Annotated in this window: 17 protein-coding genes and 1 other annotated feature; of the genes, 16 read left to right on the top strand and 1 reads right to left on the bottom strand. The window is 46.4% G+C overall.

The window, feature by feature from the left end; translation table 11 throughout:
• The first annotated feature begins 80 nt into the window (after positions 1-80).
• The 10 genes from ACESPQ_RS15810 to obgE all read left to right on the top strand — a co-directional run bounded on the left by ACESPQ_RS15810 (position 81) and on the right by obgE (position 14228).
• Positions 81-2582 (top strand): SMI1/KNR4 family protein, encoded by a 2502-nt coding sequence (locus ACESPQ_RS15810; protein ID WP_373144545.1) that lies wholly within the window; start codon positions 81-83, stop codon positions 2580-2582.
• A gap of 17 nt (positions 2583-2599) precedes the next feature.
• On the top strand, positions 2600-4294 hold the full coding sequence (locus ACESPQ_RS15805) for an Hsp70 family protein (RefSeq protein WP_257379647.1): 1695 nt from the start codon (positions 2600-2602) through the stop codon (positions 4292-4294).
• Between the two features lie 8 nt (positions 4295-4302).
• On the top strand, positions 4303-5703 hold the full coding sequence (locus tag ACESPQ_RS15800; RefSeq protein ID WP_257379648.1) for a hypothetical protein: 1401 nt from the start codon (positions 4303-4305) through the stop codon (positions 5701-5703).
• Between the two features lie 235 nt (positions 5704-5938).
• Positions 5939-9019: a DNA polymerase III subunit alpha gene (dnaE, locus tag ACESPQ_RS15795; protein WP_109769971.1), complete on the top strand. Its 3081-nt coding sequence runs from the start codon at positions 5939-5941 to the stop codon at positions 9017-9019.
• Positions 9020-9037: 18 nt separating this feature from the next.
• A complete protein-coding gene (locus tag ACESPQ_RS15790) occupies positions 9038-9526 on the top strand; it encodes a GNAT family N-acetyltransferase (protein WP_002609246.1) in 489 nt (162 codons plus the stop codon).
• A gap of 513 nt (positions 9527-10039) precedes the next feature.
• Complete coding sequence (locus tag ACESPQ_RS15785) at positions 10040-11731, top strand: IS66 family transposase (protein ID WP_257379669.1); 1692 nt, start codon at positions 10040-10042, stop codon at positions 11729-11731.
• A gap of 130 nt (positions 11732-11861) precedes the next feature.
• Positions 11862-11935 (top strand) — a sequence feature (ribosomal protein L21 leader region).
• Between the two features lie 17 nt (positions 11936-11952).
• Positions 11953-12264, top strand: coding sequence for a 50S ribosomal protein L21 (gene rplU, locus ACESPQ_RS15780; RefSeq protein ID WP_002609244.1), 312 nt, complete (start codon positions 11953-11955; stop codon positions 12262-12264).
• Positions 12265-12267: 3 nt separating this feature from the next.
• Complete coding sequence (locus tag ACESPQ_RS15775; protein WP_002609243.1) at positions 12268-12582, top strand: ribosomal-processing cysteine protease Prp; 315 nt, start codon at positions 12268-12270, stop codon at positions 12580-12582.
• Between the two features lie 2 nt (positions 12583-12584).
• Entirely contained in the window at positions 12585-12869 is a 285-nt protein-coding gene (rpmA, locus tag ACESPQ_RS15770) for a 50S ribosomal protein L27 (RefSeq protein WP_002609242.1), read from the top strand.
• Between the two features lie 69 nt (positions 12870-12938).
• Entirely contained in the window at positions 12939-14228 is a 1290-nt protein-coding gene (gene obgE / locus ACESPQ_RS15765; RefSeq protein ID WP_257335548.1) for a GTPase ObgE, read from the top strand.
• A gap of 298 nt (positions 14229-14526) precedes the next feature.
• Here the strand turns inward: obgE and ACESPQ_RS15760 are convergent, their stop codons facing one another.
• The gene (locus ACESPQ_RS15760) at positions 14527-14955 is read right to left on the bottom strand and encodes a hypothetical protein (RefSeq protein WP_008817134.1); all 429 of its coding nucleotides are present in this window, start codon (positions 14953-14955) and stop codon (positions 14527-14529) included.
• A gap of 60 nt (positions 14956-15015) precedes the next feature.
• Between ACESPQ_RS15760 and ACESPQ_RS15755 the strand changes: the two genes are divergently transcribed.
• The 6 genes from ACESPQ_RS15755 to ruvA all read left to right on the top strand — a co-directional run bounded on the left by ACESPQ_RS15755 (position 15016) and on the right by ruvA (position 20275).
• Positions 15016-16089 (top strand): serine/threonine protein kinase, encoded by a 1074-nt coding sequence (locus tag ACESPQ_RS15755; protein ID WP_002609239.1) that lies wholly within the window; start codon positions 15016-15018, stop codon positions 16087-16089.
• A gap of 63 nt (positions 16090-16152) precedes the next feature.
• Positions 16153-16905, top strand: a complete 753-nt coding sequence (locus ACESPQ_RS15750) for a serine/threonine protein kinase (RefSeq protein ID WP_022300489.1) — start codon at positions 16153-16155, stop codon at positions 16903-16905.
• Positions 16906-16948: 43 nt separating this feature from the next.
• Positions 16949-17518, top strand: a complete 570-nt coding sequence (locus tag ACESPQ_RS15745; protein ID WP_002609237.1) for a DUF4352 domain-containing protein — start codon at positions 16949-16951, stop codon at positions 17516-17518.
• A gap of 127 nt (positions 17519-17645) precedes the next feature.
• Positions 17646-18410, top strand: coding sequence for an exodeoxyribonuclease III (locus tag ACESPQ_RS15740; protein ID WP_002609236.1), 765 nt, complete (start codon positions 17646-17648; stop codon positions 18408-18410).
• A 210-nt stretch (positions 18411-18620) separates the two neighbouring features.
• Positions 18621-19205 carry a hypothetical protein gene (locus ACESPQ_RS15735; RefSeq protein WP_373144544.1) on the top strand — a complete coding sequence of 195 codons (585 nt, stop codon included), beginning with the start codon at positions 18621-18623 and terminating at the stop codon, positions 19203-19205.
• Positions 19206-19693: 488 nt separating this feature from the next.
• Complete coding sequence (ruvA, locus tag ACESPQ_RS15730; RefSeq protein WP_002609234.1) at positions 19694-20275, top strand: Holliday junction branch migration protein RuvA; 582 nt, start codon at positions 19694-19696, stop codon at positions 20273-20275.
• Positions 20276-20277 lie beyond the last annotated feature (2 nt).

Below are 20277 nucleotides of genomic sequence, written 5' to 3'. Positions count from 1 at the left end.
GCTTTTGGAAAGTTGACTATAAGAGGTTGTGAAGATGGTGCAGGCTATGGTAAAATTTAAGACAAAGAAAGAGGGATTGGATGGATACGATATTTTCATATGAATTGCGAAGAGAGCAGCCGCTCAGTACAGAAGAAAAACAGAGGATTCGTGTGATTCTGGACGCATACCGCATCCCAGAGGAACAGCTCTCTTCATGGAACGGGGATTCCTGCTCTTTGCCGTTGTTTCGCTGCTTTGAAGTGCCACTGCTGTATAGCGAGCATATTCGAATAGCAGACAGTGAAACAGCATATACAGCGGCAGCCCACTGGTGCTGTATGCTGGATGCCCTGCAGGAGGCATTGTCCGGTGTTGTTATATCCGCAGTGATGCAGGAGGCGGTTGTGCACGATGCAGAGAATGGCTTTCTGATTCCCTCTATGGACAGGGAAGCGTTTCTGCGATGCAAAAGGCAGGAGCGTGTGGAAGCTGCTTTGGACAGTCCGCAGTCGGAAGAACCAGTTTTGTTCACAGAGCAGGCACCTCTATATGCAACCAGGCTGTATCTTAAGCCTCTTTTACAACAGAAAATTGAACAGCAGGTTGCTGCATTTGAAGCCAGACTGCAAATCCTTCTGCCTGCCTGCTATCGTGATTTTTTGATTCGCTACAACGGAGGTGCTGCAACGGATACATATTTCTATATGGAGAATGCAGGGGAAACCGTATATTGTCTGGATCAGTTTTACGGCTTTCATGAGGGGGATACAGGCTTTCCTGCTATGTCAAGGTGCCTATGGTTTACAGAACTGCTGGAACAGGGCTATCTTTGTATTGCAGGGGATGCCTTTGGCAACCATATCGTGCTGCGTATTCGTGAAAATGGCTATGGCGGGGTTTTCTTTTACGCGCACGACAATATTCCCCGTTTTCATGCATTGAGCAGTGATTTCTTTCATTTTATGATGCAGGTGCAATCGCATATTGATGTACTCCAGCCATCGGCTGCACTCACACAGGTATATATTTGCAGGCTGGAGGATGACAGTCAGGATGCACGTGTACAAAAGCGCCCGCTGGATGTATTTCTGGAGGGGGAGATGGCAGCGGATAAGGCAGAAAGTGTGCAACAACTCATGGAAGAGGCAGAGCCGCGTATAGAGGGCTTCCTGCATTTTGACACCTTTGCATTCCGCCTTGCTGTAATAGAGGAGCTGATGTATGTGCAGAAGCTTCTTCCTTCCTTTGAGCTTTATGACAAACTGTATGAACTGCATGTGGATCCGGAAGGGGATTTCCGTTATCACGGTCCCTTGCTGTATGCGCTTCGTTATTTCAAGGAGCTAAGGATACCCGTGGCATTGGCAGAGCATGTGGAATCTCTGACACTGGATGGAGGAAATGAGATTTATGGACAGATCATGCTGGAGTGGGACGGCGAGTATTCCCTGTTTGATATCGCGGACGTGAAGGAGCGTGAGCTGAAGCAGTTTGGAAATCTGAAGCAGGTCGCTGTAAACGGGCTCGCGGAGCCTGCCTTTGTACGCAGTCTGCGTATGCAGGGAATTCGCGTAACCGATCGCTTTGACGAGCAGGATTATGCTTGTGAAAAGCTGCAGCACCTTCTGACAAACTGGGAAACCTGCTGTGTTTATGCTGAGCGAAGTGATGCGGCAGCACAGCTGCTTGCTGCCCTTCGCTATTGCATGGGAGGTTACTATAAAGAGCTGTTTCATCCATCCCTGCAGCACTGGGAACAGCTGCACGAGCCCGGTGTGGCGAAAGATACGCTTTTAGAGCTTGCGAAACAGCTGCAGACGCTCGGACTCACCCTTATGCGGTATGAGCCATGTATAGAGGGCTGCTGTCTGCTGGTCACAAGAAATATTACGGCCTGCATTGCTCTTTTGAAAAAAGAATCTAGGTATACACTTGTTCAGCATTGCGGTGTATGGAGCATCAAGGAAACGAATCAGCCAACCTTGACACGGACGCAATCCGATACAGATACGGGGGTTTCCCAAAGACAGGAGGAAGACGGACAGATATGCAGACCGCAGCCAGAAATGAGAAAGCAGATGAGTCGTATGCAAAAGCGGGTGCTGTTTGCCGTCTGTGCTGTTGTGCTGGGAGGTATTGTCCTTTTCATCATCAATTCCATTCTTGTATCCAATCAGGAAATGATATGGGATGAAAATTTGAATTACGATTATCAGGTGGTATGCAAGGGCAATGACGGGAATTGTCAGCTGCGCAGCAGTGATGGAGCCCTGTATTTCACGCAACCTTTTCAGGAAAGCGAGCCGACCTATTCTTCACTGCTTGCCGTAAGAGAATATAATAACAGGAGCTATGACCGCATCTATGATGTTACGCAGAGGAAATTTCTCCACGGAGATTTTCTGCATGTGCGTATTGTAGAGCTGAAGGAGGACGGGGAGCCTATGGAATACAGGGGATTGCTTGCGACAAAGGATAAGAAAAATTATATGCTCTACAGTGAAAAGCATAAAAACGGCATCAGGGTGAAGCCGGATACCTATGGTTCTGTGGGCTACGGCCCCTTTGATGTTGATACAGGAGTTGAATGGAATGACTGAGAAAGGAGGACGCGCTCATGTCCATACTTGGGATTGATCTGGGCACAACCAATTCACTGGCCTGTGTATGGAAAGGGAAGGAAGCGATATTGATACCGAATGCATTTGGAAGCTATCTGACACCCTCTGTTGTCAGCTTTCTGGAAAACGGAGAGGTGCTGGTTGGGGAGGGGGCTAAGCAGCGGCTGCATACGCATCCTTCACTGACCTTTGCGGAGTTCAAACGCTGCATGGGAACGGATACGGTGTATACGGTCCATGGAAAAACGTATTATCCGCAGGATTTAAGCGCCATGGTGATTCGCAAGCTGGTGGAGGATGCCAGTGTATTCTTGAATGAGAGGATTGAGGAGGCAATCATCAGTGTTCCGGCCTATTTCAATGATGATCAGCGCTGGGCAACCAAAATTGCCGGACAGCTTGCCGGTATCCGCGTGGAGCGTATCATCAATGAACCCAGTGCGGCAGCCTTATCCCAGCACATCCAGCAAACGGAAGAGGATATGCTTGCGCTCGTTGTGGATTTCGGTGGAGGAACACTGGACATTTCCATTGTCGAGGCTTTTGATAATGTCGTGGAAATACGGGCCATCAGCGGGGATAACCATCTGGGCGGCAGTGATTTTGATGAAGCAATCATGGATTGCTTTCTTGAAGAAAACGGGTTGCAGAGAAAGGAGCTGCTCCCGCAGGAGCTGGCACTTTTGAAAACCGGGGTGGAAAGGGCCAAGATGCTGCTGAGTGTCCGTAAGGAATACAGCCTGCAGCTTTTCCTGCATCAGAAAAACTGCTGTATGGAATTAAACCGCGGAAAAATGACAGCTATCTGTATGCCTCTTTTACAGCGCATGCAAAAACCGCTGGAGCGGGTGCTGAAGGATTCTGAGATATCCCTGCAGGAGCTGCAGAAGGTCATTCTGGTTGGCGGCAGCTGTCATATGCCGGTTGTTATACAGTATCTAAAGTTTTTGCTGAAGCGGGATGTAGAACTGGTGCATGAGCCGGATCAGGCTATTGCAATCGGCTGTGGGACAGCGGGAGGCATCAAGGAGCGCTGCTCGGATATACGGGATGTATTCTTGAGTGATATCTGTCCATTCACACTCGGTTTGGCTGTTTACGATGATGGAGCGAGGGATTATGTGATGGAACCGATCATTGAACGCAACACGGCCTTACCCTGCAGTGTAAACCGCATGTTTTCCTATCGCAGCACAAGCGGAGAGCTGCAAACATCGATCCTGCAGGGGGAGCACCGCAAAGCGGCAGCCAATCTGGTCGTGCGGACAGTGCGTATAAAAGTACCTAAGACAAGCGAAGAATATCAGCCGATTTCCGTCCGGTTTACCTATGATATCAACGGACTTCTGGAGGTGGAAACAAATACCTTCCATGAAGAGAGCGCAAGTCGTGTCGTGATACAGAACCGCATGAACCGGATGAGCGAGGAGGAGGTTCATCAGCGCCTGCGGGAGCTGCAGGCATATAAGCTGCCATCACAGGAAAAAGAGGTATACCGGCACTTGCTGGAACGCGGAGAGCGCATGTATTCTGAAAGCATCGGAGAGAAACGTATGCGGATTGCCGCCCTGCTGGAGGAATTCGAAGCAGCGCTGCAGCAGGAACAGCCACAGCATATTCGTGAGGTCTTTCGAAGGGTGAAGTCTGCCCTTGATGAGTGGGAAGTGGATGCTGTGAGCTTCTTCAGTTAGGAGAGCGTATGGAACTGGAACAGATTAAAGGGTTGTTGGACCTTGCGAATCTAGAGGATATTACCGCAATAAAAAAAGCCTATGCGAAGCAGGTAAAGCTGCATCATCCGGAGGAGGAACCCCAGGTATTTCAGCAGCTGCAGACAGCCTATCGTGAAGCTGTGCAGTATGCGCAGGCACAGCACGCAGGACATGCCATCAAAATGAACGTGCTGCAGGAGAAAGCAGAAGAATCAAATGACGAATCGTTTGAGGCTGTGTCTGCGGGATCCGTGTCTTCCTGTGAGGGGCTGGTACAGGCAGCACCAAAAACGACAGATGAGCGGATCGAAGAGCTGCTGCAGGCACTGCAAAGCGGCAACACGCTCGCAGTAAAGAAACAGCTGCAAACGGCACAGCGGCTTGCGTTGTTGCAGGATACAGCATTTCTAACTGCGCTGAGTGATGGACTGCAGAATCAAGTGAATCTACTTTCCTATGCGATGCGGCAAACGCTTATCCAGGCGTTTCATCTGGATGCCGGACAGCTGCAGCCGGCACAGCAGGAGCTGTTAAGCAGTATCCGGCAGGGGATACCGGATTTTCAGTCGTATCGTTATTCCTGCAAAAGAGATACGGCATATTTGCTGGAAACATGGCGCGCGCTTTGTCATAGTAGAGTGGAAGATAGCGAAGCTTGGCTGGAATTTCTGAACCACAAACACTGGACAAAGGATACCGTGGATGAGCTGACAGCGGAAAAAATTCTGGCACTGGAAATGAAAAAATGCTATGCGCACAGCAGTGCAGTGGCGGGGAAGATCTATTCCTTTCTGCATATCCGAGATCATCTCGCACAGGACCCCGCACAAACCTATGCAAAGCTGAAGCAGCTGTTGAGTAAGGATGCCTCCTTTACACAGCAGAATTTCATTAGCTGGAGGAACCATGTACAGAAGCAGGCACTGCAATTCTTTGAGCTCTCCCATGAAGACAAGGAAGCTGAGGTATGGGAAGAATGGCTGCATAAGCAAAGCTTGGATAAAACGGATCTGTATCTGCTGGAAAGGCTATCTTATTATGCAAAACATCACCATTATAAAAAAGAGATAAGAAATCTTCTGTTTTCTTATTTTGAGCTGGAAACAGCGGAAACACCGGCAAAGCAGAGTCTGCGTAAAGCAATTCTGGAGGAACCGCCGGCATATCGCAGAAAAAAACGGATGCTTCTGCTGCTTGCACTGCTTGCTGCTTTATCTGCTGTACTCATACCGACCCTATTAGGTCGGGCACAGGAACAGCGGGAAGCGGAGGACAGAAAACGGGAGGAGCTGCGAAATATACAGCAGGAAATGCTGGAGGAATCACAGCGGAAATCGCAGGAGCAGCTGGAAGCATTACAAAAGAAAATCGAAGCTGGCAATCAGTGAGCTGAAAGTAAAGGGCCGCTGCAAACAACGCCCATGCTGCGGATAATTATAAGGAATCATCACCGTGACTGAGGTCATGGTTTTCTTTACGCAAGCTTCCAAAAGAAATTGAGAACAAGATGTGCCTGTGGCTAGCATTGGACACGAACGCCGTAAAACTTCAGAAACCATGGTCACGCCCGTATTAAGAAACATGAAAATATGATAAAATAAAGAAAGAGACGAGGTGTTGAGAATGAGTGTCCACTTACATGTGCGAAGCTGCTATACCCTGCTGCAGAGCACCCTGACGATTCCCAAAATCGTTGCGGCTGCCAAGCGCTGCGGCTATACAGCGGTCGCATTGACAGACAAGCATGTCATGCACGGTGCCATGGCATTTTACCATGCATGTAAAAAAGAAGATATCAAGCCGATTTTCGGAATGGAAGTGGACGTGCTGGAGCAGGAGGAGCTGTATGGCTTTGTCGTTCTTGCGAAAAATGATGCCGGCTATCAGAATCTGCTGAAGCTGTCCACCTGGCTGAATACCGGAGAGGAAAGACGCGTACCGGATTTGGATACGCTCGCCTATTATGCAAAGGACTGCATTGTTTTGACAAACGGCGATCAGAATCAGATGGAAACTCTTATCGTAAAGGAGGAGCTGGATCTTCTGCGCCACTGGCTGAAGCTGTGCAGGAAGCAGTTTGCCGATTTTTATGTATCCATAGCACGCAATGATTCCGGCCTGATGGAAAAGAAAAATCCGGTCTTAAAGCAGCTGTGCGAGGAGCTGGATATTCCCTGTACGGCATTGTCCCGCGTTTATTTCGAACGGGAAGAGGATGAGGAGAGCTATAAGACGCTGTGTGCCATCAATCAGGGCGTATCGCTCCATGATAAAATGCTGAATTACAGTCCGCGCCGTTATTTCCGCAGCCCGCAGGAAATGCAGGAGCTGTATGAGGAGGCGGAGCTGCAGATGAGTGATCGTATTGCAGCACAGTGTCAGGTGGAGATGCAGCTGCCAAAGGCTGTGCTTCCGAAATTTCAAAACAAGTACGGCGTAAGCAGTGAGGAATTCTTGCGCAGTCTTTGTCAGAAGGGACTGCAGAAGCGTATGCAATACCAGCCGATTTCATCCGTATACCAGCAGCGTCTGGACTATGAGCTGGATGTTATTATCCGCATGCAGTATGCCGATTATTTTTTGATTGTCTGGGACTTCATCCGGTTTGCGAAAACACAGCATATTTATATCGGTCCCGGACGAGGAAGTGCTGCCGGCTCCCTGGTAGCTTACTGTCTTGGTATCACGCATGTGGATCCGATTCGCTATCATCTGCTGTTTGAACGATTTCTGAATCCGGAACGTATTTCCATGCCGGATATCGATACGGACTTTCCGGATAACCGCCGTGATGAGGTGATTCATTATGTGGAGCAGCTGTATGGTAAGCACAGGGTATCCCATATCATCACCTTTAATACACTGGCTGCGAAGCAGGTGCTGCGGGATGTGGGAAAGGCGATGGAAATCAATCCCCGTCAGATTGACCGCCTGTGCAAGCTGGTTCCTAATGTAATCAAGGTGACACTGGACTATGCATATCAAAATGATGCGCGCTTCAAGGAGCTGATCAACAGTGGAGAAACGATGCGCCGCCTGTATGCGACTGCCCGAAAGCTGGAGGGACTGCCGCGTCATGCCTCTCTGCATGCGGCAGGTATCGTGTTTTCCGATGAAGCCATTGAGCAGGTGTGTCCGCTGATTGATGTGGATGAGGGTGTTTGCGCCACACAGTTTACAATGGAATATCTGGAGGAGCTCGGTCTGATCAAAATGGATTTTCTGGGATTGAGGAACCTCACCATCATCGATGAAATCGTACAGCATATCAATGCGACAGCGGATAAACAACTGGATATCATGCGGATACCGCTGGATGATGCCAAGACCTATGCGCTGATACGCGCGGTGGATACGGTGGGAGTCTTCCAGCTGGAGAGCGAGGGGATGAAAAATCTGATACGGAAAATGCAGCCGGACTGCTTTGAGGACATTGTCGCAACGATTGCATTGTTTCGTCCCGGTCCGATGGAAAACATTCCGGAATATCTGGATCGCAGAGAGCATCCGGAAAAGGTCGATTATATCCATCCCAGCCTGCAGCCGATCTTACAGAATACCTATGGTATCATGATCTATCAGGAACAGATCATGCAGGTTGCACAGACAATGGCCGGCTTCACCCTTGGTAAGGCGGATAATCTGCGCAAGGCCATCAGCAAGAAAAAGGGAAAGGAGCTGCGCAGAATGCAGGAGGAATTCATACAGGGGGCACTGCATAAGGGCTATGATGAGGCTCTGGCACAGAAGGTGTATGCCCTGATTATGAAATTTGCGAATTACGGCTTCAACCGTTCCCATTCCGTGGCCTATGGCATGATTGCCTATCAGCTGGCGTATCTGAAAGCGAATGCACCGCTGTATTTCTTTAACAGCCTGTTGAACAGTGTGATCGGTTCGGAGACAAAGACAAGTGAATATGTATTTGAGGCACGTAAGCGGCATATCAAGATTCTGCTGCCGGATGTCAATCGTTCGTACAATCAATATGGAATCGAGGACAATGCGCTGCGCTTTCCGTTTGTCGGCATTAAGGGGATCGGCAGTGCGGTGTCATCACTGATTGTCGAGGAACGAAATAAAAAGGGCGAATTCCGTGATTTCTTCGACTTCACCGCACGTATGAATGGGAATAAAATCGGTAGAAAAACCATTGAAATCCTGATTAATGCAGGGGCGCTGGACTGCTTTAAGGTCGGGCGTGCGAGTCTGATGGCATCACTGGAGGATGCACTTCGCTATGCGGATCTTGTGAAAATCGAGGATGTGGATCAGGTGCTGTTTGACTTTGATCTGGTATCCAAGCCTGCTATGACGATGATGAGGGATAATGCAGCGATTCGCGCGGAAAAGGAAAAGGAGGCCATCGGCTTCTATCTGTCGCGGCATCCGATTGCAGATGTACGCAGCCGCATGGGAAAGGAGCTTCCGATTTTGATTTCACTGCCCAAGTACAAGGGACGCTATGTGAAATTTGTTTGTCTGGTGGATCGCTGCCGTCAGTACCGTACAAAAAACGGCGATATGATGATGTTCGTCATCGGCAGTGATGAAACAGGGAAATTTGATCTTGTATGTATGCCGAATATATACCGCCAGCATGCGGATGATCTGGTCAAGGGGAATTATCTGTATGTGGAGGGAATCGTGGACAAGGAAACCAGCTGTCTGGTCAAGAAGCTGACAAGGATAGAAAAGGAATGAAGGAGCAGGAGTGTGCATATGGTAACCATTGATACAGTAGAGGAAGCGGATATTGCAGGACTGGCACAGCTGGAGGCGTGCTGCTTTCCAAAGGAGGAGGCGGCGGATGAAGCGGCGCTGCGCAGACGTGCCAAGGCTTTTCCGGAAAGCTTTCTGGTCATGAAAAAGGACGGCGTCATCATCGGCATGATCAATGGCTGTGTAAGCAATCAGCAGGTGATCTGTGATGCGATGTATGAGGATGAAAGCCTGCATGATCCCTATGGCGCCTATCAAACGGTCTTCGGTCTGGATGTGCATCCCGCTCATCAGCATCAGGGGTATGCAGGGGAGCTGATGCAAGCTTTGATTGAGACAGCGAAGAAGGAGCGAAGAACGGGTATGGTTTTGACCTGCAAAAAGCATTTGATAGGCTTTTACGAGCAGTTCGGCTATCGTAATATGGGAGTGAGTGCTTCTGTTCACGGCGGTGCAGAATGGTATGATATGCTGCTGTGCTTTGCGTGATACGGACCGAACAGGCATCATGGAGTTGCTTACTGCTGCAGGAAGTGCAGCTGTAATCACAACATAAAGGGGAAGGTGCGCTTTGCGTTTAAGAATTGCAGATATTGGTAGAGGTAAAGGGGAAAACAAAACTGCCGTATGACAGTGATCTCATACAGAACGGAGCGCTCTCTAGGGTATCCTTGATGAACCTGTTATTTTGAGGCGCATATAATGAATGCATGGTTACTGTTCACCGATAGAATAAAAGGTGTCAAGAGGAAAAAGCAAATAAACAAAAAAAATAATATGACATTAAAAGCAGTTTTAATGATGTTAATAAAAAGAGAGTAAAAAATGACTTGCAGCGAATATAACGATTGCTCAGAGCCTGCCAAAGCCTGATAGAAGGCTTTTAAGCAACAACGTTGATATGCAATACATATTATGATAAAAAGCTTTGAAGAAAGTTATCCACAGTAGTCGTATAAAATCATATGATATAATATCTTCAGAGAAAAGGAAGATATCAATATGATGACAAAGGATAGGATTACATTAAACAACATTTTACTGCATAAGGAACATTTTGATCATAAACTGATAGGGATCGTAGAATATCTCGAACATCAAAATGTACATTTGAACACGGAATATAAGAGAATCGTGGTCAGTAACCGGAACCTCGTAAAAAAGAATCAAGATGTGCAGGCAAAACTGAAGGATATGAAGGCGATCCAATATAATCTGAATCAAAAATTGAAAGAAAAAGATGAAGAGGCCAGTAATATCATCAAAGATTTTGAAGAAGAGATCAAAAAGCAGGAGAAGATTATAAAAGGCGAACTCCAGCATTCTTATAACGAAAACAATAAACTACATACTGAAAATGAAAAATTACGAAGAGAGATAGAAAAGCTGAGAAAAGAAAATAACCGATATAAAAGGATGAGCAAGAAAAACTCCTGTAATTCCAGTATTCCCCCATCAAAGGATGAATACAGAAAAGTCGCAAATTCAAGGACAAAGACTGGATTGAAAAAAGGTGGACAGAAAGGACATACGGTACATCGTATCAGCTTGAAAGATACTGCAGATAAGATCATATATAGAATCGTAAGACAAGCACCTGTAGGAGCAGAGGCTATTTTAAATGCGGAGAACGAGCTCCTATACTATAGAACACAGGAAATCGATGCAAGACTGAAAACGGAGATTACGGAAACAAGATATATAACAGCAGTACAAGGACAGGTGCTTCCGGAAAAAGAAATGCGCAGGTATCGAATCAGCAGTGTGTCCTATCATGATGATTTCAAAGCGATGATACTGTATCTGAACAGCAAAGGGACGATTCCGTTGAACAGACTGTGTACGATGATCAATGAAATGAGTATGGGGAAGATAAATCTCAGTGCATCAGTCATCGTGAAATGGGAAGAAGTATTTCAACAAAAAAGTATAAACTATCAAAATGAGATTCTAAAAGAATTGCGAAAAGAAAGAATCCTGCATGTAGACGAAACAGGATGGAAAATCAATGGAACGCGTGCATGGTTACATGTGATCGTAAGTGAACAAAGAGCATTTTTTATTGTCACAGAGAAGCGGAAAGATACGGAGAAAGGACCGCTGGGAATACTGAATGATTATGAAGGATGTCTGATCCATGATCATTATAAGGCATATTATGATTTGAAAAGCTGCGACCATGGAGAATGTAATGCACATATTCTGAGATATTTAAAAGAAGGAGCAGAACTGGATAAGAATGAAGCGTGTGCAAAAATGATGGAACTGATTCAGAACATGATCCATGAAAAGAAAGAACTGGTTAGACATAGAATCATGAAGATGGATGAAAAACAGATCAGCTCATACGAAGAAAGATATATGGAGATCCTGAATGATGAGTTAGAAAAGTATGCTTCAGAGCATCCAAAAAAAGTAGCAGCCAAATATGTACCGGGATATATAAAATTGATGAAACGGATGGTGGAGTATAAAGAAGAACATCTGAGATTCATCAAGGATTTTACTGTTCCTTCTGATAATAATATAGCAGAGAGACAGATGCGGCCGACAAAAGCAAAGAAGAAGATCAGCGGACAGAGTCTCAGTCTAGAAACAGCTAATTATTTTGCGGCAATACATACAGTAGTGCAAACGTGTTCCTTACAGAAGAAAAATACACTGGAAGATATCAAAGCCATCCTTCAATCATAAGAGGGATGGCTTTGATTTTTTATGAGTATCGGTGAATAGTAACCAATGCATGTTTGCATCATGTAAAAAAATGAAAAAAGTGTTGCGTTAAAAAGCTGTTTATGGTAACATAACCATGTTGTATGTCCTCCCGGATTTACAACCGCTCAGAACAGGGTTTAAGTATGGAAATCATCACCTTGCATGGCGAGTCTTAAATTATTTAGAAGGAGGTGCGATTTATGTACGCAATCATTGAAACAGGCGGAAAACAGATCCGTGTAGAAGAGGGTTCCACAATCTTCGTAGAAAAGCTGGACGTTCAGGAAGGCGAAGCTGTTGTATTTGACAAGGTAGTCGCTTACTGCAACCGTTCTCTTCGTGTTGGTACTCCATATGTAAAGGGAGTTAAGGTCAACGCAAAGGTTGAAAAGCAGGGAAAAGCAAAGAAGATCATCGTCTACAAATACAAGGCTAAAAAAGGTAGCTCACACCGCAAGCAGGGACACCGTCAGCCTTACACAAAACTGACAATCGAATCAATCGAGGCTTAATGTATGGTAAGAGTCCATGTAAAGCGGCATCAGGGTATTATACAGGAAGTGGAAATCAGAGATCATGCAGGCTATGCAGATGCCGGTCAGGATCTGGTATGTGCCGGAGTGAGTTCCATAGCTGTAGGAATGATGAATGCTTTAGATGAGATGGTGCCTGAAGCATGCGACTTCGTTTTGAAGGAAGCATACATCAAAATTGAAACGATCCTGCCAGATGCTACAGCAGGTATCCTGTTACAGGGAATGTACTATCAGCTGTCAACCATGCAGGAAAGCTATGCAGACTATATTACAATAAACGATCAGGAGGTGTGATTATGAAATTTGTATTAGATATTCAGCTGTTCGCATCCAAAAAGGGTGTTGGTTCTACAAAGAACGGCCGTGACTCCGAATCCAAACGTCTTGGAGCAAAACTGGCTGATGGACAGTTCTGCCATGCAGGAAGTATCATTTACCGCCAGCGTGGTACGAAAATTCACCCGGGAACAAACGTTGGAAAAGGTGGAGATGACACGTTATTCGCAAAAGTGAATGGTGTTGTAAAATACGAACGTTTAGGTAAAGACAAGAAAAAAGTGTCCGTTTACCCACAGGCGTAATGAAAAAATCCCCGGTATGGGGATTTTATTTTTGAGCAGGATAACAGAAGGAGACAAGGAGGTGCCTGAATGTTTATAGATCGTGTAAAAGTACATGTGAAGGCTGGAAAAGGCGGAGATGGAATCGTTGCTTTCCGGCGTGAAAAATATGTTGCCTACGGTGGTCCCAGCGGCGGAGACGGCGGGGCTGGCGGTGATGTCGTTTTTATGGTCGATGAAGGAAAGACAACACTGCTGGATCTGCGCTACAACCGCAAGATGGCTGCAGAGCCGGGCGGGAACGGAAAGACAAAGAAAATGCATGGTGCCGATGGGGCAGACTGCATTATCAAGGTGCCGCAGGGTACGCTTGTAAAGGATGAGAAAACCGGAAGAATTCTGGCGGATCTCACACGCAAGGGACAAAAGGAAATCATCGCCAAGGGCGGAAAGGGCGGCCGCGGCAATTTCCACTTTAAATCCAGTAAAAACACGGCACCTCAGTACAGTGAGCTGGGCGCACCGGGGGAAGAACGTGATATTATGGTCGAGCTGAAGGTGCTGGCGGATGTCGGACTGGTTGGCTTCCCATCTGTTGGGAAATCCACATTGCTGTCCGTTGTATCCAAGGCGAAGCCGGAAATCGCGGAATACCACTTTACAACGATGGCTCCGAATCTGGGGATGGTGCAGGTTCCGGATGGCAGAAGCTTTGTCATGGCGGATCTGCCCGGACTGATTGAAGGAGCGAGTGAAGGAAAGGGGCTTGGACACCAGTTTCTTCGTCATATCGAACGCTGCCGTGTTATCATCCACGTTGTGGATATGGGAGCGAATGACGGCCGCGATCCTGTTGCGGACTATAAAACCATCAATGATGAGCTAAAGCAGTATGAATACCGTCTGATGGAGCGTCCGCAGATCGTTCTTGCGAATAAGATGGATCTGGATGGAGCACAGGAAAACCTGAAGCGCTTCAGAAAGGCCTATCCCGAGGTTGAGGTATTTGAGACCACAACGATTATTGCAGAGGGTCTGGAGCCGGTTCTCTATCGCGCAGCCGATCTGCTGGAAACAACACCGCAGTTTCCGTTATATAACGATGATGCCAGTGATGAAGAGGCGGAAGGTGTGCTTTACAAATTTGAACCTGAGCAGCCTGCCTTTGAGGTACACAACATGGGAAATGGCAACTGGGAGCTGAGTGGGGAAGAGCTGGAACGCAGCTTTAAGATGAGCAAGATGGATAATGAAGAGGACTTCATGCGATTTGCCCGCAAAATGCGGAAAATGGGAATTGATGAAGCACTGCGCAAAGCCGGCTGTAAGGACGGCGATGTCGTAACCATCTGTGATATTCAGTTTGAATTTGTCGAGTAACGTCATACCGACATTCCCCTTCATGAAACATGGGTTGGCTTCATGGCAAAAAAGCAAAGGCGCAGAAACACACGATTAAAGCGAGGTTCCTGTGCCTTTTTCTTTGCTTTTGCTTATCCCACCCAAACATGCATCGTTTTGTACAGGCGGATGATAGCACACCTGCGGGCGGTGATGCTCAATTCCGAAATAAAAGAAGACCTGACAAGTTATCAACGCTCTGTCGGGTCTTTTTCTATAGGATAAGCCTTTTCACGCTGTGTTAAATATTTCAAAACATGAAACATGCTATGTGAAGCTAGCTGAAATCACCGAGCAGCTCATGATGGAACTCATCCAGCAATTCGTTGATCTGTATCAGAGAATACTGCTTGCTGATGCCGAAAATCAATATCGCATCCCGCTGCTGCTTGGCATACAGATGGTTATGATGTGCCACGGTCAACAGACGGTTGGTTTCCTCTAGATTCAGCTTCATAGCTATAGCAAGCTGCAGAATCTTATCTCGACCGGCCTGCTTGCTCCCCTGAAATATCTGATAGGCATAGGTTCTTGGAATCTGGGCATCCCGAATGATATCGGACTTCTCCAAATCCTTTTCCAACAGGATTTCATTGATGTAATCCACAAAGGATACATCACGGATTTCTTTTAAAATACGATCTTTCTCCAGCGCGCCGGCCTTCTTCAGGATATCTTCCAAATCCTTCGTTTTCTGTTTCTGCATACAATCACCAGATATTATGATATAATCAAATCACGATTATTGCAAGCTAAAGGAGAATTTATGCGTCTGGATTTATTAGAGGATATATGTACATTGTCCGAAACGGAAGAAAAAACAGTGCAGCTGGTGAAAAACTGTCTGGATCAGAAATTTTACATTAAGAAGATAATGCGGGACTGTGCGGAGCTGCAGATTTACCGTCAGCTGATGCAGCATCCCCATCCCGGCATTCCGATGCTGTATGAAGCGACGCGCAGAGGGGAAACGTGCATCCTTGTAGAGGAATTCATCAATGGAACGACACTGGAGTACGTGCTGAGTGAGCGATCACTTGATGATGCGGCTATTCATCATATCATGCAGCAGCTGCTGTCTGCGGTTGAGCATCTTCACAGTCTGCAGCCGCCGGTTATTCATCGGGATATCAAGCCGGGAAATATCATGGTGCTGGAGCATCTGGAGATACGGCTGATTGATTTTGAAATTGCACGGGTTTTCAAGCAGGATAAAAATCGCGATACTCGTGTGATGGGGAGTGCCGGTTATGCTTCACCGGAGCAGTACGGGTTTCATCAAAGTGACTGCCGCAGTGATATATACGCCATCGGAGCGGTCTTAAAAACGATGGTACAAAAGGATGTAACGGCAAAGGATATCCACAGTCCGTTTCAGCACATCATTGAAACCTGTATGCAGCTGGATCCAGATAAACGCTATCAAAGTGTTGGCGAGCTGCAAAAGGCGCTTGGATATTGCGAGGAGAAGTCTCTGCCGCACGCTTCCGTTTCTGTCTTACTGACGCAGCTGCCGGGTATACGAAGGGATTCCGCTGCAAAGCGGCTGCTGTTTCTTGCATATTACGGGCTTTGTATAATTCTGGGAGCATCGATGACCGTGACCCCTCCGCCATCCCCGTATTCACTGATCTGTCAGAGAATCGCCTTTGGTTTATGCCTGGCGATCATCCCGGCAATTACGGTAAATGCAGGGAATGTTCGGGAGCTGCTTCCGCTTCAGGATCATGGACGGACATCCATACGCTTCTTCAAAGGTGCGATTCTGTGGTTTCTCTGTGCGTTTATCATAATCAGTCTGCTGGTGATTCTGGCAGCCATACTGGAAAGTCTGCTGTAAGCATACCAAAGCTTTCCGGTTTTTTTATATAATTCTGTTCGTGATAAAGAGGGAAGCGTGCAAATGAGATTAGAAGTATATGATGATGTTGCTATGCTGTTTCACAGTGATGAAAAGGATATCCTGCTTGTTCAGCACATGATAGAAAACCTGTTCTTTGTGAAAAAGGTCGTTCGTGCAAAGCTGGATCTTTCTTTGTATCAGCTGCTGCAGAGCCATCCGTATGAACATCTTGCCAATGTGATTGATTTCAGCTACAGTCATGAAAAGACAATTCTGATAGAGGAGTTTGTAAATGGATGTACACTGGAATATAAGCTCAGTCAAAGAAGGCTGCCGGTTGAGAAGTGCATCGGGATCATGCTCCAGCTGTTTGCGGTTGTGGGGCATCTGCATGCACAGACACCACCGATCATTCATCGGGATATCAAGCCGGATAACATTCTGATCGATAAGGGACATGTGGTGCTGATCGATTTTGAGATTGCGAAGCTGATGACAACGCGCAAGGATGTTCTACGTACCGGAAGTGTCGGCTATGCAGCGCCGGAGCAGTATTACGGCTTATCCGATCAACAAAGTGATATTTATTCCATGGGAATTCTGCTGAAGGAATTGTGTGCACATACGGCATGGAGGAATAACGAAGCGGATATCTTTCTCACCATCATACGGAAAAGCACAGCTAAAAGACAGGAGGAACGCTACCTGACGATATCGCAGATGCAGAATGATTTTATCATAACATGCCGAAGCTGCAGCTCTACAGCAAAGTATGCTGAAAGCATACCAATGCAAACAGAACAGAAGGTATAATAAAATCATTCCAAAATACAGGATGAGAAAACTGGAGGGACCTATGAAAAAATTAAAGAAATGGCAGATTGTACTTATCGTAATTCTTGCGCTCGGTGTCATTGGAGTACTAGCAGGCGGAGGAGATGAGGAAAAGAAAAACGGCGAGCCGGCAGCAGAGAAAACCGACAACAAAAAGAAAGAAGACAAAAAGAAGGAGCCGAAAGAGAAAACCTATGGTATCAAGGATACGCTGAAGGTAGGCGATGTGGAATACACAGTGAACGGCATTGAAACTACGGATACGATTGGCGATGAGTATCTGAATCAGAAAGCACAGGAAACCTATCTAATTGTTTCGGTTACCGTGAAAAACAACGGAGATGATGCTTTGAGTGTACTGGACAGCTTCTTTAAGCTGAAAAAGGGAGACAAGACCTACAATACAGATTCTACAGCTATTATGTATCTGGGAGATGAAAGCATTTTTGCCAAGGAAATCAATCCGGATGCTTCTTTAAAGGGTAAAATCGTGTTCGATGTAACCAAGGCGACGATTGATGATAAAAATCTGCAGCTGCAGGTACAGACCGGAGCATGGGGCACGGAAAAGGGGCTGATCAATCTTCATTAGACAGATATCGGCTCAGGCAAAAAGAACTGTCGCATATGCGACGGTTTTTCTTTTCCCCGCTGGTTGTTTGGCTGGCTTTTTTTTATGGGATACGGTATGATTAAGGTATATTCGGGAGGTAGATGTTATGCGATTGGTATCATGGAATGTAAATGGAATCCGCGCCTGTATGCAAAAGGGCTTTATGGATTTCTTTAAGGAAATAGATGCAGATGTATTCTGTATTCAGGAAACGAAGATGCAGCCCGGACAGCTGGAAATCGAAACACCGGGCTACTATCAGTATATGAACAGTGCAGAGAAAAAGGGGTATAGCGGAACCATGGTGTTTTCCAAGCAGAAGCCGCTCTCCGTGACGTATGGTCTTGGAATTGAGGAGCACGATCATGAAGGGCGGGTCATTACCTGTGAGTACGAGGATTTTTATCTGGTTTGTGTATATACCCCTAATTCCAAGGACGGCTTACTGCGTTTGGATTACCGCATGGTCTGGGAGGATGCGTTTCGTGCCTATCTGCACAAGCTGAACGAAACAAAAAGTGTGCTGGTGTGCGGTGATTTGAATGTCGCACATAAGGAAATCGATTTAAAGAATCCAAAGACAAACCGCAGAAATGCAGGCTTCACGGATGAGGAACGCGGTAAGATGAGTGTTTTGCTGGAAAGCGGCTTTATCGATTCCTTTCGATATCTGTATCCGGAGCAGGAGGGGATTTATTCCTGGTGGAGCTATCGGTTCAAAGCCCGTGAAAAGAATGCAGGGTGGCGGATTGACTATTTCCTGGTTTCCGAGGATGCGAAGGAGGCTATTCGGGAAGCAAGGATTCACACGGATATCTATGGCAGTGATCACTGCCCGGTATCTCTTGAATTTGATAAGAAGGCTGTCTAGGACAGCCTTTTACATTCCCTGTTGAAAAGGAGGCTGCAAACCACAGGATACACTCTGGCGGCTGCCTCTTTTTTTCATATATACAGGCTGTACTTTTATCTGGATCTGGGTGTGCATGGATTCGCTGAACGCTTTTGTAGTTGTAAAATACGGAAGATTATGTTATGATAATTATAAGAAAAATAAGAATTATAAGAAAAGAGGGAAACTATGGATTTCTCAAATAAACTATATGTTTATGTGGATGCTGCAGCTTTGCAGGATCCGCAGGCGGAGCATTTCATGGAGGTACTGACAAAGCAGTATCGTCAGATAATTTTGTTTGTGGAGAATGTTTGGGAGGAGGAAACACTGAAGCAGCTTCCTGCCTATGGATATATCTGCCGCACCGTTTATGGGCCGGATTTGCAAAGCGTTCTGGAAAAGGACCGTGCAAGGCGTTCTCCGGATAAGACCAAGCATATTCTTTTTATCACAAGGTCAGCACAGACACTGCATGAAATCAGTGTGCTTTGTCTTGAGAAGATGGGACTGGAGCAGATCCTTTTGGAAAAGCTGCAAAATGAGAAAAAGCGCAGAACGGTGATTGCCGGTATCTGCATGGGCTGTGTTGTATATTTTGCTGTATACTTTATCATGCTGGATAAGCTGCCGCTATGGATGCGGGATGGAGGAATCGCGTTTCTGCTGTGTCTGCTTCCGGCGGAGCTGCTGATTTTGACGCTTCTATACGGTTTGTGCAAACGGGTGATTCCCTTTGATACCATCTTTGAATTTTTTGATATGTTCGGATGAAGGCGGTACATAGTGATTCTCTATTTTATAGGAATAATAGAACCGAAAATAAGAGGAAACAGATACTGTGAAGCAGAAAACGTGACATAAAAGATAACATAAATGATTGTATAAAAGATAAGATATAAGGAAGAGAAAGGCTCTGGACGACATGCTTTCTGACGGTTGTTTTCTGCTTCATAAGGGGGCTTAACACAGCAGGAGCTGTGGACAGCCGTTTGAAAGGCAGACTGTATATTGCAGCCTTGCTGCCTTGTTTTGCTAATAGAAAACGGAAATACCGGATGGTTCTGTATCAGCAGGTTAGCGCCTCTGTTACATCTGAGCGTGCAGAATTCCCGGAGTCTATGAATACACTGCTTTAAAAGGTGAAATTACACCTCTTTTCCTCCCTTATTTCCGATGATTTTTCAAAACAGGGTAAGCACACAATGGATTTCCACTGTTTTTATTTGTCCAGTCATGATAAAATAAGTGCGGTGATGAAAATGATAGCATTTATTAAGGGAATCATTCACAGCTACAGCAATGATTCTTTGATTATTGAAAACAATGGCATCGGCTACCGGGTCTATGTTGCCAATCCGATGGCAGTCCGGCTTAATGCCGAAGTGATTTTATATACCTATCAGCACGTACGCGAGGATGCGATCACGCTGTTCGGGTTTACCACGATGGAGGAGCATGATCTGTTTCTGCAGCTGATCAGTGTCAAGGGTGTCGGTCCGAAGACGGCCCTGGGAATGCTGGGCGTTTGTCCTGCCAGGAACATGATTGCGGCAATCGAAAGCAATGATGTAAAAACATTGAAGGGACTGCCGGGCATCGGTGCGAAAACCGCCAGTCAGATTGTTCTGGATCTGAAGGGGAAGCTCGTGGAAGAGGTTACGGAGCTGGAAGTTAAGGAAAATGAACAGCTGCTGGATGCGTTGGAAGCATTGAAGGCACTGGGCTATAAGAATGCGGAGCTGAACAGTATCAAGAAGGAGTTGGGTACTCTGGAAGCGATGACGAGCGACCAGTATATCCGAAAGGGGCTTGGCATTCTGGCGAAGAGAAAAGGAGTCTAGCA

This window comes from Clostridium sp. HGF2, assembly GCF_964240115.1.
Taxonomy (GTDB): Bacteria; Bacillota_I; Bacilli_A; order Erysipelotrichales; family Erysipelotrichaceae; genus Clostridium_AQ; species Clostridium_AQ innocuum.
Note: the sequence above shows the minus strand (reverse complement) of the source record. Positions and strands in the feature narration are given on the sequence as shown.

Bases quoted from the DNA above. Each gene is read 5' to 3' on its own strand.
- ACESPQ_RS15740 (WP_002609236.1), top strand. From the start codon at position 17,646: ATGCGATTGGTATCATGGAATGTAAATGGAATCCGCGCCTGTATGCAA.
- ACESPQ_RS15755 (WP_002609239.1), top strand. From the start codon at position 15,016: ATGCGTCTGGATTTATTAGAGGATATATGTACATTGTCCGAAACGGAA.
- ACESPQ_RS15790 (WP_002609246.1), top strand. From the start codon at position 9,038: ATGGTAACCATTGATACAGTAGAGGAAGCGGATATTGCAGGACTGGCA.
- ACESPQ_RS15810 (WP_373144545.1), top strand. From the start codon at position 81: ATGGATACGATATTTTCATATGAATTGCGAAGAGAGCAGCCGCTCAGT.
- dnaE (WP_109769971.1), top strand. From the start codon at position 5,939: ATGAGTGTCCACTTACATGTGCGAAGCTGCTATACCCTGCTGCAGAGC.
- rplU (WP_002609244.1), top strand. From the start codon at position 11,953: ATGTACGCAATCATTGAAACAGGCGGAAAACAGATCCGTGTAGAAGAG.
- ruvA (WP_002609234.1), top strand. From the start codon at position 19,694: ATGATAGCATTTATTAAGGGAATCATTCACAGCTACAGCAATGATTCT.
- ACESPQ_RS15805 (WP_257379647.1), top strand. From the start codon at position 2,600: ATGTCCATACTTGGGATTGATCTGGGCACAACCAATTCACTGGCCTGT.
- ACESPQ_RS15800 (WP_257379648.1), top strand. From the start codon at position 4,303: ATGGAACTGGAACAGATTAAAGGGTTGTTGGACCTTGCGAATCTAGAG.
- ACESPQ_RS15735 (WP_373144544.1), top strand. From the start codon at position 18,621: ATGGATTTCTCAAATAAACTATATGTTTATGTGGATGCTGCAGCTTTG.
- ACESPQ_RS15775 (WP_002609243.1), top strand. From the start codon at position 12,268: ATGGTAAGAGTCCATGTAAAGCGGCATCAGGGTATTATACAGGAAGTG.
- ACESPQ_RS15785 (WP_257379669.1), top strand. From the start codon at position 10,040: ATGATGACAAAGGATAGGATTACATTAAACAACATTTTACTGCATAAG.
- rpmA (WP_002609242.1), top strand. From the start codon at position 12,585: ATGAAATTTGTATTAGATATTCAGCTGTTCGCATCCAAAAAGGGTGTT.
- obgE (WP_257335548.1), top strand. From the start codon at position 12,939: ATGTTTATAGATCGTGTAAAAGTACATGTGAAGGCTGGAAAAGGCGGA.
- ACESPQ_RS15760 (WP_008817134.1), bottom strand. From the start codon at position 14,955: ATGCAGAAACAGAAAACGAAGGATTTGGAAGATATCCTGAAGAAGGCC.
- ACESPQ_RS15745 (WP_002609237.1), top strand. From the start codon at position 16,949: ATGAAAAAATTAAAGAAATGGCAGATTGTACTTATCGTAATTCTTGCG.
- ACESPQ_RS15750 (WP_022300489.1), top strand. From the start codon at position 16,153: ATGAGATTAGAAGTATATGATGATGTTGCTATGCTGTTTCACAGTGAT.